Consider the following 12,868-nt stretch of genomic DNA (forward strand, 5'->3'; position numbering starts at 1 on the left):
CCCGCCGATACAGGCCTGCGGCACTGAACGCATCGGCGGGTGTGCCAAGTGACTTGGGACCGCCGATACGAGAGAACCAGTCCGCCAGTTCGATCATGCCCCCCGTGTGCCCACGAAGCGCAAGATGCCATATGATCGGCGTCCAGCAGCCGGCCTGCCTACGCCATCGCTTATAGCGGATCGCCAATCCTCTCAGATAGAGCCGATTGCCAGCCGTCTCGCCCAAGATCACTTCCATGATGTCAGCTTCTCACACCGAGCGGCAAAACGACCAGTGGCGCCCCGCCCGGTAGGAACCAAAAGGCAATAGCTAAGGGATGCTAAGAGTTCACCGGACGCAGTAGGTCGATAAGCCCGTCTGACACCGTTGAAGTGGACATGCTACGACGACGGACCACAAGGATCGACGCAATTGCGACGGCCGTTCCACCAAACAGGTCAACGACATAATGGCCTCCAATCGGTACGGCCGAAACCCCCATGACCGCATTGGCCAGCACCATAGGCACGCGAGCAACTCGTACGGGCCATGCCGCCCAGGCGAAGATGACGGCCATAGAGGCGTGGAAGCTGGGAAAGGTCACGATTCCACCCAGATCGTACAGGTCGACCTCGTAAAATCTATTGCTTCTCAGCTCCGCGATGATCTTACCATAATGCTGCCCCAGATTTGGCACGTCCTGATATTCATAGAAGGCAAACGCCGCCTCGGCTGGAAAGAAAAAGGCGACGAAAACGGTCAGCGCCAGCGCGACTGCATAGACTGCAAGGAAGCGGTAAAGTCGCTCGGACCGCCCGGTCAAAGCCAGAAGCACGATCACCACAAGGGGAATACGGAAGCACAGGAAGTACGCGTTTTCCAAGGCCGCCAGCAATGTTGGACGTGCGTCGACAAAGGCCCTGATGGCGGGCCAGCGAAAGCCCATGAGCGCATCCATCCGGTCGAGCGCTTGATCCATCAATAGGCCTGAGTGGTGCATGGCGATATAGCTTGCCACGGCCCCCACCATGCCGATCACGGCAAACATGAGCGTCGCGTCCACGATCTGCACGACCGGTTGCAGGCGACCGAATCGATCAGGACGAATGCCGAGAGAAATGATCATGACGATGACGATGGAAGCGAGTTGCGTCGCCGACCCGGCGCTCAACCGAAATCCACTGATCATCGCTGCAAAGATACACAAACCAACTGCGCCTAGCGACGCCAGCCACAGATAATCCCGGAAAGCCTGTCGATCCATCAAAAGGCGCATGGACGTCTTGCTAATGCCCGCCGCTTAACGATCCCATAAAGCTGGGCAACGGGCTATGACGTCACCGACTATGGTAAAAGTCGTACACCTGCTGAGCGACCGCCTGGCTCACCCCCGGCGCTTTCTGTAAATCCTCCAAGCTGGCGTTCCTGACCGCCCGCCCCGTGCCGAAGTGCATCAGCAGCGCCTTCTTGCGCGCCGGGCCGATGCCGGGCACTTCGTCCAGCGGGCTCGCGCCCATTGCCTTGGCGCGTTTGTCGCGGTGCGCGCCGATCACGAAGCGGTGGACTTCGTCGCGTAGACGCTGGAGGTAGAAGAGCAGCGGCGCGTTGACCGGCAGCATCCGTTCGCTGCCGTCCATCATGTGGAAGACCTCGCGCCCCTCGCGGCCGTGATGCGGGCCCTTGGCGACGCCGACCAGGCAGACATCCTCGATGCCCAGATCCTCCAGCACCGCCTTGGCGGCATTAAGCTGGCCGCGTCCGCCGTCGATCAGCACCAGATCGGGCCAGGTTGCGTCGTCGCGATCCGGGTTCTCCTCCAGCTGGCGGGCGAAGCGGCGGCGGAAGACTTCGCGCATCATGCCGAAATCGTCGTCGGTCGCCGCCTCGTTCCCCTTGATGTTGAACTTGCGATACTGGCCCTTCTGGAACCCCTCCGGCCCCGCCACGACCATCGCGCCCAGCGCATTGGTGCCCTGGATATGGCTGTTGTCGTACACCTCGATCCGCTGCGGCGGGTCGGACAGGTCGAAGAAGTCGGCCACCTCGCGCAGCAGCTTAGCCTGAGTGGTCGATTCGGCCAGTCGCCGGTCGAGTGCCTCGACCGCGTTGCGCTTGGCCTGATCGAGCAGGCGGCGGCGGTCGCCGCGCTGTGGCACGGTCAGCTGGACCTTATACCCGGCCCGCTCGCCCAGCGCCTCGGTCAGCAGCTCGCCTTCGGGCAGGTCGCGGTCGAGCAGGATGGTCTTGGCCGGCGGCACTTCCTCGTAGAATTGGGTGAGGAAGCTGGTCAGCACCTCCTCCTCGGGCACGTCGTTGGTGTGCGCAGGGAAGAAGCTGCGATGCCCCCAATTCTGGCCGCCGCGGATGAAGAAGGCCTGGATGCCCATCACCCCCTCGCGATTGGCCAGCGCGAAGATGTCGGCGTCGCCCACCCCTTCGGCATTGATCGCCTGCGTGCCCTGGATGAAGGTCAGCGCCTTCAGCCGGTCGCGCAGGATCGCGGCCAGCTCGAAATCCATCGCCTCAGCCGCTGCCTGCATCTGCGTGCCGAGCTTGGCCTGGACCTGGGTCGACTTGCCACCCAGGAAGTTCTTCGCGTCGGCGACCAGTTCGGCATAGGCGGCCTCATCGATCCGGCCGACGCAGGGGGCTGAGCAGCGCTTGATCTGGTAGAGCAGGCACGGTCGGTCGCGCCCCTTGAAGAAGCTGTCGGTGCAGGAGCGGAGCAGGAACAGCTTTTGCAGCGCGTTCAGCGTGTTGTTGACGCTGCCCGCGCTGGCGAAGGGGCCGTAATAATTGCCGACCGCCCGCCTGGCCCCACGATGCTTCTGGATGCGCGGGAAGTCATGGTCGTTGCGTAGCAGGATGAAGGGAAAGCTCTTATCGTCGCGCAGCAGGACGTTGAAGGCCGGGCGATAGCGCTTGATCAGCTGCGCCTCGAGCAGCAGCGCCTCGGCCTCGTTATTGGTCGTGACGATGGTCATCGACCGGGTCTGCGACACCATGCGTTGCAGGCGCTTCGGCAGGCGGTCGACCTGGGTATAGTTGGCGACGCGGTTCTTCAGCGCCCGGGCCTTGCCGATATACAGCACGTCGCCGCGCGCATCCTGCATCCGGTACACGCCCGGCCGCAGCGGCAGCGTCGCCAGCACGTTGCGGATCGCCGCCACCCCCGCCTTCAGATCGGGCGCATCGGCCCCGCGCAGGGTGAAGGTGGATTTCTCTTCGTTGAAGCGGTCGACGGGAGGCTCAGACATTGGGTGCGATTTAGGAGCGACAAGGGCGGATCGCTACCCTGCCGGGAGGTTTGGTTCACGCGAAGCCGCGAGGACGCGAAGGTTTTTTGTTTGCGCAGAGGCGCGGAGGACGCAGAGAGCTTAGGAAGACATTCCTTCATCTCAGCGCTCTCTGCGCCTCTGCGCGAACCACCTTCTTCGTGTCTTCGCGGCTTCGCGCGAACCTTATTTCACCCTTGCGCGAATAGCTTGGTGCCCATCACGCCGATGACGGTCAGCACCATGAAGCCCGCCTGGATCGGCGCGATCTTGTCGCCGAACACGATGGCCCCGCCGATCACGACGCCGACCGCGCCTAGCCCGGTCCACACCGCATAGGCGGTCCCGGCCGGAAGCCCGCGCATCGCCAGCGCCAGCAGGCCCATATTCACGAAGCTGAGGATGATCGGCACGCTTGACGCCTGCCAGGTGGCGACGGTCGCCGCCCATTTCAGGCTGAGCGCCCAGCAAATCTCGGTAATCACGGCGATGCCCAGAATGACCCATGCCATCGGAAGTGTCTCCTTTGTCACGGGCTCGGAGAGCTGGGCATCGTCGCCGGAAACCCGGAAGAGACGGCGATGCGGCCCCGCATGTGCGGGGGTATGTGTTGCAGCGACTTGACCGTCGACGGCCGGGTGAGCCCGGCGGCTTTCTCCGTTCCATCCCGGTGACGTCGGGGCCCCCGGAAACGACCGAACCGCGCCTCGGGCCAACCCGAAGCGCGGTCCTGTCTCCGGCCCTGAAGCCGATCAGTTCGGGCGACCGAGCCCCGATATGGTGCGGTCGATCATCGCACGGTCCGCGTCGGCCGAGTGATGCTCGGCGATCAGCAGACCGGCGGCCTTGGCAGCAGCCTCGGCGGCGCGGGCGCGGACTTCGGCGATCGCGGTGCGCTCGGCAGCAGCGATCTTGTCCTCGGCCATCTTGGCGCGACGCTCCATCAGCGCCTCGGCATCGGCCTTGGCCTTGCTCAGAAGCTGACCCGCTTCATGCTGGGCCTGAGCGCGCATCGCTTCGGCATCGGCATGGGCGGCCTTCGCCTTGGCCTCATATTCGGCCTTCAGCGTTTCGGCTTCCTGACGCAGCTTGTTGGCTTCGTCGAGCTGGGCGCGGATACCGGCGATCTTCTGGTCGAGAGACCGACCAATCATCGACGGCACCTTTTTCACCAGCATGCCGATCAGCACGACCAGAGCGGCGAGCGCCACCCAGCCGGTCGAATCGAAACCCAGCGCGGTCGGGCTGGCGGCATGATGCTCCGCCTCAGCGGCTGCGACCGTGTTACCGGTCAGGCCGTCGCCTTCGCGGATCGGCTTCTGCGTCATGCCCTCGGCCGACGCGGCGTCGGCCAGGTTCTGCGCGACCAGCGCATCGGCACTGGCCGCGGCGCCGTTAGCGGAATGATTAGCCATGCGCGCTCACCTTTCGCACCGCGTCGGCCGCCGCATCCTCGCCCACCTGGACGCCGGACAGCTTGGCGACGAGATCGCGCGCGGCCTCGGCCGCCACGGTCTGAAGATTGGCCATGGCCTCGACCTTGGCATTGGCGATCGCCAGGTCATGATGACCCAGACGCTCGGCCAGGTCGGCATCGGCGGCCTTCACCTGCGCCTCGAAAGCGTGAGTGGCGCGTGCCTTGGCGGCATTGGTTTCGGCCATCGCGGCGACGCGCGCGGCGTCCATTTCGGCGCGCCATGCCGCCTCGACCCGGTCGGCCTCGGCACGCGCGGCCTCCGCCGCCGCCAGATCGCCGGCGATACGGCCTTCGCGAGCGTCCACCGTCGCCTGAATCTTGGGCACCATCCCACGACCGACCACAAAATACAGCAGGCCGAACGTGATCAGGAGCCAGAAGATCTGCGACGCATAGGTCGCACTGATCTGTGCTATCTGGGGCATGGAGTCCTCGTTGCCATATCAACCGGGCGCATCCTCAGCGACACGCCCGGCCGATCCGAATGATTAGGCGACGAACACCAGGATGATCATCGTCACGAAGGCGAGCAGGCCCAGAAGCTCGGCACCGGCGAAACCGATGAAGAGGCGGCCCTGCTGGCTGTCCGCCGCACCCGGATTGCGCAGCGCGCCTTCGAGGAACTTGGCGAACACGTTGCCCACGCCGAGCGAGGCGATGCCCATGCCGATAGCGGCCAGACCGGCACCGATCAGCTTCGCGGCTTCTGCGTCCATTTCAATCACTCCAGTTCAAAAAGGGTCGTTTGGGTATTCAAATCAGCGTCGAGGCGATCCGCCCGATCCGGCTTCCCGGATCAGTGCAGATTCACCGCGTCGTTCAGATAGACCGAGGTCAGCAGCGCGAAGACATAGGCCTGGATCGCGGCGACCAGCAGTTCGAGAAGGGTGATGCCGATCATCAGCAGGAAGCTCGGCAGGGTGATGAGCGCGGCATAGCCCGGGCCCATGTTGATGCCGTTGATGACGAAGGCGGCGAGAACCTTCAGCAGGATGTGCCCCGCGGTCATCGCAACGAACAGTCGCAGACCCAGCGAGAAGGGGCGCACCAGAAAGCTCATCAGCTCGACCACGAAGATCAGCGGAATCATCAGCTTGGGCGTGCCGTGCGGAACGAACAGCGCAAAGAAGTGGAAGCCGTGACGGCCGAAGCCGACGATCAGCACGATCGCGAACGAGATCACGGCGAGCACGCCGGTCACGGTCAGGTGGCTGGTCACGGTGAACGGATGGACACCCGGCACCACGCCGAAGGGCAGCAAGCCCAGCACGTTGGCGAACAGGATGAACATGAACAGCGAGAAGACGTAGGGCAGGAAACGCTTGCCCTCCGGCCCGATGTTCGACGTCAGCATCGAATTGACGAAGCCGGTGAAGCCCTCGACCGCCGCCTGCCAGCGCCCGGGGACCAGATCGCGCTTCATGCCGCCGATCATGAACACCCACAACGCGACCAGCGTCGCCACCATCCACAAAGCGGAATTGGTGAAGGAAAGGTCGTAGCCGCCGACCACCCAGTGCTGACCGAGCACCGGCTCGATCAGGAACTGGTGCATCGGATCAATCTTGCCGCCCGATTCTGCCGCCACGCTGCTTCGTTCCCACATATGACGAACGCCCGGTTACTCCGGGCGCTCACCAGAAATCCGAATGATCTGCCTGAACGCCACGCCGATCCCCAGGAACAGCATCACGATCAGGGCCCAGGGTGCGGTGCCGAACCAGCGGTCGAAGAGCCAGCCGATCAACGCACTGCCGACAAGACTTCCGATCAGCGCGGAGATCACGCGGCTGCCCTGGGAATAACCCCTGTCGGCGTCCACCTTCACCCCCTGCCGCGCTACGCCTTCCGCTTTCGCCTTAGCCAATCGCTGATCCAGCGCGGCCAGACGCGGGTCGTCCGCATCGCCAAAGTCCTGTCCGGGTTCCTTCTCCGCCACGCAGCCACCCTCACCTAATTTCGTCACCGAAGGGGAGAATGCGCGCGAACGGCGAGCGACCCCGCCAAGGCGAGGCCCGTTTAGAAAGCGTGTCTTCCCAAGTCAACCGCTTGGGGGTCAGCTTGTGACAGATGTGTTAAGGGTTGTGTCCAAGGAGTGACAGGCCCTTCCTTCTTCTCCCCTCCCGCAGGCGGAAGGGGTCGGGGGAGGGCTGGCGCTTTCGGCATGCACCGCTGCTTGTTGGTCGCCGGAGCTTAGTCCACTCCTCACACCGTCGGCCGGATCGCTACCGGACTCCCCTCCCCCAGCCCCTCCCGCCTGCGGGAGGGGAGTAAGAAGAAGGATTACACGCAGGCCGGGGCGCGTTCCGGGGCGGCAGCGGTGCGGGTCTTCCACACGCCTTCGGGCGTCTTGTACTTCTCGCCGCTCGCGGTCTGCGCGATCAGGTTGCAGCCGCTGGTGAAGGCCATCTGCTCCACCGTGGCGCCGCTCGCCTGCGCCTTCTGCGTATAGGCGGCCTTGCGCTGGATGTTGATGCTGTTGACCAGCGTGCGCAGCGCGGGCGTCGCGCTGCCGACGATGCCCAAATAGCCGTCGGGCTGCTCGCCCACGAGCCCCTCGGCGCGCGCCGCTGCATAGGCCGGATCGCGCTGCGCCATCGCCATGCCCGACACGCCCAGCAGCGCCACCGCGCCCAGCGTCAGGATGATCGTCTTCGTCTTCATCAGAATATCCCCGGATTCTGCTGGATCAGCGATTTGGCTTCGCCATCCAGGCGATATACCACTTCCTGCGTCACATTGATGTTCAGATTGATCTCGATCGGCTTTTCCGGCGCGGAGATGTTGACGCATCCTCCGCTCATCAGGGTCAGCGCGACCGGCATCCATCGTGTCGCATCCAAGATCGGCATCCTTACCAGCATTTTCAATCCTGTTACGGTCATGGCACGGTCTCGCTTGCGGCAGGCTGAATAGGAGTGGTGGCGGGTTTGGCGGGCGTATTGGCGGGCGGCGCGGCGCGCTTGTTCTGCTCGTCCAGCAGTGCGGGCAGGTTGCGCTGGATCAGGCGGCGCGGGTCGTAGAAGGACTGGGCCGAATCGAGCAGGCCGCGGAAGGGCGCCTTGATCCGCACGTTGAAGATGAAAGGCAGCTTCTGCAGCCGCCGGATCAGGAAGTTCGATTTGGCGCCCTTGCCCTGGCTGATCCCGGCGAAGCGGACATCGGTGACCATTTCGCCCGCCAGCGGTCCGTTCATGTCGATCCGCAAGGAGCGATAATTGAGCGAACGCAACGCGCCGAACGCCAGATTGCCCCAGATACCCAGATCCTTCTGACTCAGTTCGCCCAGATAGGCGATGCTGCCACCGCCCGGCCGCACGACCAGCCGACCGCCCTCGATCCGCCCGCCGCGTTCGTCGAAGATCATCGGCAGGGTGCCGTCGAAGACACCGGTGGCGTTCAGATTCTGGAAGTCGAACTGGAGCAGGAACTGGTCGGCGGCCGCTCCCTCGACATGGAAGGTCATGCGTCGTTCGACCGGCTGCGAGAAGTCGAGAAGCGTGGGGTCGAGCGTCAGCTGCCCGCCCGCGAACGGCCAGCGCCCGCTCTCCACCTTCACCCGCGCACCGGACAGCGTTTGATAGCGGATGACGCCATTCGTCACCTGGATGCCCGGATTGATCGTCTTGACCGTCGCCACCTGTCCGGGCGCGCTTTCCAGCGCCAGCAGGTCGGTGAAATGGATCGTCCCGGCAATCCCACTGACCGGACCGAGTGCGGCGGCAAGGTCGATCCCCTCGGTGCCGAATTGCCCGGTCGAGCGCACGCCGCTGGCATCCCAGACGATCCGTCCCGTGCCCGAAATCGGCCCGCGCACATCCTCGATCACGCCCTTGGTCACCGGGGTGAGCAATTCGGGCTGGAACTCCTTGGTAAAGGTGATGCCCGGCACGCTCAGATCGGCCTCGCCCGCGCCCTTGTCGAGCGCATGGGTGATGGTGACGTCGGCGACCTTCACCGATTTGGTCGGCTCGAACAGCGTGCCCTTGGCGTCGATGTTGCTGCCCGCCAGCGTCAGCGTGACGTCGCGCGCTGCCATGGGCAGGAAGCGCGGCGAGTCGGCGCGTGCGTCGCGCACCTGAAGCGCGCCGGTCAGGCTCAACACGCCCCCGGCGAGCCGCCAGTCGCCCGCCGCGTCGCCCAGCAAAAGGGGCACCTGCCCCACCTGCCCTGCGCCGCCGGTGAACTGCCCCGCGATCCCTTGCGGGGTGACCCGGCCGGTCAGCGTGGCCGCGTCGATCCGGGTCGGCGATTCGGGGCGGCCGATCAGGCTCTTCACCTCGGTCAGAGCAAAGCCGCGATCGGCCAGCGCGAAGCGGGTCGTCCCCGCCGACAGCCGCAACGGGCTGCTGCCGATCATGCCCGTAAGGCTCGTCGCACCCAGTTGCACGCCGCCGCCGATCCGCGTCCCGTCGAGCCGGACCAGCGCGCCGTCCAGCGGACAGGCCCGGACCGCCACCCGCGCCAGCCGTAGCCCCGACAGCGCCAGTCGGTCGATCGCCAGCGGCTGGCAGGTGGGATTGACCACCAGCCGCCGCCCGCCGTCCCAGCGTGCAGCGATGGGCAGGGCCAGCCCGTCGATTCTCCCGCCGCTGATCGGCCCGGACAGCGACAGCCGAGTGGTCACCGCTGTCGTGCCATTGCCCGCCGCCGAGAAGACGACGCGATCCAACGCCAGCGCCGCGCCACCCGCCGCATAGCGCGCCATCGTCGCCGTGCCGCGCATCGGCTCGCGCGGCCCCGCCTGTTTCAGGGTAGCGCGGATCGCGGGCAGGCCACCGCCGCCCATTGCCAGCGCGGTATCGATCCTGATCCCGCGCGAATCGTAAATCAGGCCATCGCCGCCGCCGAGCGCGACCCGGCCGCCGCTGTTCGAGGCCAGCATCAGGCTGGGCACACGGATGGAGAGCCCCTGAGCACGCGCGCCAGCCTCGCGATCCAGCGCCAGTTTCAGGTCGGCGGCAAAACCGCGCCCGCTCCGCTCCACCGCGCGTAGCACGGCGTCCGCCACGGGCCCCACCGGCGTACCTGCCACCGCCCGGCCCCAGCCACCCAACCGGGCGAGCATCGCGGGCGCGACCTGCGCGCCGCCCATGCGGACATGCCCGTCGAAGCGCATCGCCTGCCCGACCAGATAGCGCCCCGCGATCCCGACGCGATCGGCGCGCCCCTGCTGGGTCGTCACGCCCCGTGCGGTCAGGTCGAGCTGTCCGCTGGTCGCCGCTGCATTGCCGGTAAAATCGAGTCGACCGCCCAGCGCCGCCGTCGCCGCGACCGGATGTCGCAGCGCGCCGCCCTCCAGCACGGCCTGTCCACGCCACTGGTCGAGCGCGGGCTGTAGGGTGACGTCAACCCGCGCCGCCAGGTCGCGCGCGGTCACCGCGCCGCAGCGCAGGCCTGTCAGCCGCAACGGCCCGCTCAGGCTCGGCCGCTCGCGCACCACGCGTACCCGGAGCGGCGCGGCGAGCCCGGTCATGACGCAATTTCCGATGGCGAGCCGCGGCGCCACCGCCCCCAGCCGCCCGCTGAACCCGTCGCTCAGCACGCCCCGGCCGGTCAAGCTGAGCCCGACCACGCCATGCGGCGTCTCCAGCCGGATGCCGCCGTCGCGGACATCGACGTCGAGCGCGGGCAAGGCAAAGGGCTTGCCCGAGGATGGTCCCATCAGCTTGTCGAGGGTGCCCAGGCTGATCTGCCCTTCGATCAGCCGCCCATGCAGGCGAACCTTGCCCGCGCGCACGCCGGTGACCACCGGGCCGGACAGACCGATACGTGTGCGCGTCTCCAGCCAGTCGGCGACCAGATCGGGCTGGCGCGGATCGCCGATCACGACGTTGGTCAGCCGCTGTCGACCGAACCCCAGATCGCTGATCGTATAGCGGGCGGGGACACCACGCCGCGCCAGTTCGCGGTCGATCGCACCACCGGCTAGCGACTTGCGATCGATCCACAGCGCGACCAGGGCGACGAGCAGGATCAGCGCGACGGCGATCAGGATTCGCTGAAGCCGCCGGAACCGCCTGACGGGGCTCTTGCGCGTTTCGGCTTCCTCGTTCGCGCCTTCGACCCCGATCGTTCTTCTCCCATCCTTCCCCAGCGTCATAGCCTTGGGCCGACGCGCCACGCAATCGCATGAGCCCCGGCGACAGTTCCCGCCGCCTGCCCTATGCTGCCCTCACACGGGGGAAAGGGGCACGATGCGCGACATCAGCGACCAGCAGGCCGATCATAGCGGGCATCGCGGGCGCCTGCGGGAGCGATTACTGGCGGGCGGCGGATTGCTCGACCATGAACTGCTCGAATATCTCCTGACCACCGCCATTCCCCGGCGCGATACCAAGCCGATCGCCAAGGCCCTGCTGCGCGAATTCCACGATATCGGCGGGGTGCTGACCGCCGATCCGGTCGCGCTGCAACGCGTCGACGGGGTGGGCGAGACGGCGGCGGCGACGCTGAAGATCGCGCACGCCTGCGCGATCCGGCTGGTCCAGGCGGAGGCGGCGAAGCGCCCGGTCCTGTCCAACTGGCAGGCGCTGCTCGACTATCTCCACGCCGATATGGCGCATCACGGGGTGGAGCGGTTCCGGGTGCTGCACCTCAACACGCGCAACATGCTCATTCAGGACGAGCTGATGGGTCAGGGCTCGATCGACCAGGCCCCGGTCTATGTCCGCGAGGTGATCCGCCGCGCGCTGGAGTTCGGATCGGCGGCGGTCATCCTGGTCCACAACCATCCCAGCGGCGACCCCTCGCCCAGCCGCGCCGATATCGACGTCACCCGCGCCATCGCGGAGGCGGGCAAGCGGCTGGGCATCACGGTGCACGACCACCTGATCATCGGCACCTCGGGGCATGTCAGCCTTCGGGCGCAGGGTTTGATTTGAGGGCCCTGTGACGCACGTCAATGCGCCACGACGCGGCCTCCGCTCGGCATGAACTGCACCGCTTTGCTGGTCGAGATCGGCGCATCGTCATCGCATTCGCGGTTCGATAGCGTTCTGCCACCTCGCTGCACGATCAGACCGCTGCGCATATCCGGCATATTACGGCCATCCGCTCCGAATCCAGTACGCACGGTCTTGTCGAACAGGATGTAGCGATAGTCCTTGTTCGCGACTTGGATCTGAGTTTCGCCGCCGCCGGAATAGGCACGTTGCGCCAACGTCATCGCCCGAGCTGTCATCTCAATCCTGCCCGGACGACCATAGCGATACACCGCCTGTTTGCCGACACCGCATACCGCAACCAGCTTGCCGCCAATAGGACAAGCGAAAATCTTGGTTTCACCTGCCTGGCACAAGCCGCCGCCAGCGACGGGCCGAGACGAGGAAGCGGCTGCCGGATTGCCTCGCACGATGCCAAATCCGCCGGTCGCCAACAGCATCACTCCGAAGAAACTGGCTGCAATGCCCTTAACGCCCGCCGATACGCTGACCATCGCTCATCACTCCCATGATTGCCGCCATTGACGGTTTGCGAAACGGAATTGAATTGGGTTCGGTTGAGTTCCGCATTTGTCCGAGCGTTAAGGCCGTTCTGTGACCAGAAACGCCCCGCGCTATCCGCCGCCGTCTGCGGGTCGGAAAGCGCATCGGGGTTACTCTCAAATCCGGCGGCACGATAATTATCGCGTACTGTCGTCTGCATCAATCCGCGCCCTCGAAACCGATAACCATCTCCGCTTTCAACACCGCCATTGCCCAATCGATCAGCATAAACATAATTTGCCAGCGCTTCAGGATTATGCGCGTAATTGTCGGCAACCTCCTGGGTGCGGAATCTACGAGGCCAGACGGCCCGCAGACGAGATGCCGAGTAATTCAAATTTTCCTCAACATGGCGGAGTTCGCCGCTCTCTACGCTGATCTGCGCTAGAAAGGCGGCACGGCGTTCGTTGGTATTAATGTCATGCGCCCGCATCGCCGCGTTCAAGGGCCCTATGTACCGGGCAATTCGGGTCCCAGCATTGGGCATGATCGCTCGCATCTGCGCGTCGGTGACATCTCCTGCCACCGCTGTGGCGTGTCCCCCGCCGCGACTTGGTTCACGCTGAGGCATAGTGGGTCTCGGGGAAGAGCGCGGCTCGGCCACTCCATCACGCTTCAGGGGCAACTGCAAGGATTGGCCCACTCTGAG

The 12,868-nt window shown here is 65.4% G+C and carries 14 protein-coding genes; 1 reads left to right on the forward strand and 13 read right to left on the reverse strand.

Annotated features, from left to right (window positions below; translation table 11 throughout):
- Positions 1 to 320: 320 nt before the first annotated feature.
- From SSA01S_RS08780 to SSA01S_RS08830, 11 genes are all read right to left on the reverse strand, one after another.
- A complete protein-coding gene (locus SSA01S_RS08780) occupies positions 321 to 1,256 on the reverse strand; it encodes a phosphatase PAP2 family protein (RefSeq protein ID WP_061780099.1) in 936 nt (311 codons plus the stop codon).
- 61 nt (positions 1,257 to 1,317) lie between these two features.
- Positions 1,318 to 3,237, reverse strand: a complete 1,920-nt coding sequence (uvrC, locus tag SSA01S_RS08785; RefSeq protein ID WP_061780100.1) for an excinuclease ABC subunit UvrC — start codon at positions 3,235 to 3,237, stop codon at positions 1,318 to 1,320.
- A 209-nt stretch (positions 3,238 to 3,446) separates the two neighbouring features.
- Entirely contained in the window at positions 3,447 to 3,767 is a 321-nt protein-coding gene (locus tag SSA01S_RS08790) for a DMT family transporter (RefSeq protein ID WP_042484285.1), read from the reverse strand.
- Between the two features lie 240 nt (positions 3,768 to 4,007).
- Positions 4,008 to 4,670, reverse strand: a complete 663-nt coding sequence (locus SSA01S_RS08795; protein WP_061780101.1) for a F0F1 ATP synthase subunit B family protein — start codon at positions 4,668 to 4,670, stop codon at positions 4,008 to 4,010.
- Positions 4,663 to 5,157: a F0F1 ATP synthase subunit B family protein gene (locus SSA01S_RS08800; protein ID WP_042484280.1), complete on the reverse strand. Its 495-nt coding sequence runs from the start codon at positions 5,155 to 5,157 to the stop codon at positions 4,663 to 4,665. Before SSA01S_RS08800 ends, SSA01S_RS08795 begins: the two co-directional genes overlap by 8 nt.
- 63 nt (positions 5,158 to 5,220) lie before the next feature.
- Entirely contained in the window at positions 5,221 to 5,448 is a 228-nt protein-coding gene (locus SSA01S_RS08805; protein ID WP_007406947.1) for a F0F1 ATP synthase subunit C, read from the reverse strand.
- A gap of 80 nt (positions 5,449 to 5,528) precedes the next feature.
- The gene (locus SSA01S_RS08810) at positions 5,529 to 6,320 is read right to left on the reverse strand and encodes a F0F1 ATP synthase subunit A (RefSeq protein WP_058733792.1); all 792 of its coding nucleotides are present in this window, start codon (positions 6,318 to 6,320) and stop codon (positions 5,529 to 5,531) included.
- Between the two features lie 33 nt (positions 6,321 to 6,353).
- A complete protein-coding gene (locus SSA01S_RS08815; protein WP_061780102.1) occupies positions 6,354 to 6,671 on the reverse strand; it encodes an AtpZ/AtpI family protein in 318 nt (105 codons plus the stop codon).
- 344 nt (positions 6,672 to 7,015) lie between these two features.
- On the reverse strand, positions 7,016 to 7,396 hold the full coding sequence (locus tag SSA01S_RS08820; RefSeq protein ID WP_061780103.1) for a YdbL family probable chaperone protein: 381 nt from the start codon (positions 7,394 to 7,396) through the stop codon (positions 7,016 to 7,018).
- Positions 7,396 to 7,575 carry a YnbE family lipoprotein gene (locus SSA01S_RS08825; RefSeq protein WP_241488661.1) on the reverse strand — a complete coding sequence of 60 codons (180 nt, stop codon included), beginning with the start codon at positions 7,573 to 7,575 and terminating at the stop codon, positions 7,396 to 7,398. Before SSA01S_RS08825 ends, SSA01S_RS08820 begins: the two co-directional genes overlap by 1 nt.
- Positions 7,576 to 7,613: 38 nt before the next feature.
- Positions 7,614 to 10,835 carry an intermembrane phospholipid transport YdbH family protein gene (locus tag SSA01S_RS08830; RefSeq protein ID WP_082795004.1) on the reverse strand — a complete coding sequence of 1,074 codons (3,222 nt, stop codon included), beginning with the start codon at positions 10,833 to 10,835 and terminating at the stop codon, positions 7,614 to 7,616.
- A 94-nt stretch (positions 10,836 to 10,929) separates the two neighbouring features.
- Here SSA01S_RS08830 and radC point away from each other — a divergent pair, with 94 nt between their 5' ends.
- Positions 10,930 to 11,616 carry a RadC family protein gene (gene radC / locus SSA01S_RS08835; RefSeq protein WP_061780104.1) on the forward strand — a complete coding sequence of 229 codons (687 nt, stop codon included), beginning with the start codon at positions 10,930 to 10,932 and terminating at the stop codon, positions 11,614 to 11,616.
- A 17-nt stretch (positions 11,617 to 11,633) separates the two neighbouring features.
- On the opposite strand, the gene SSA01S_RS19065 is transcribed toward radC, so the two are convergent.
- Positions 11,634 to 12,170 (reverse strand): hypothetical protein, encoded by a 537-nt coding sequence (locus SSA01S_RS19065; RefSeq protein WP_156477719.1) that lies wholly within the window; start codon positions 12,168 to 12,170, stop codon positions 11,634 to 11,636.
- Positions 12,116 to 12,664: a glycoside hydrolase family 19 protein gene (locus SSA01S_RS20065; protein ID WP_240954968.1), complete on the reverse strand. Its 549-nt coding sequence runs from the start codon at positions 12,662 to 12,664 to the stop codon at positions 12,116 to 12,118. The genes SSA01S_RS19065 and SSA01S_RS20065 overlap by 55 nt, the downstream gene beginning before the upstream one ends.
- Positions 12,665 to 12,868: the final 204 nt, after the last annotated feature.

The sequence above is a fragment of the Sphingomonas sanguinis NBRC 13937 genome (assembly GCF_001591005.1).
Taxonomy (GTDB): Bacteria; Pseudomonadota; Alphaproteobacteria; order Sphingomonadales; family Sphingomonadaceae; genus Sphingomonas; species Sphingomonas sanguinis.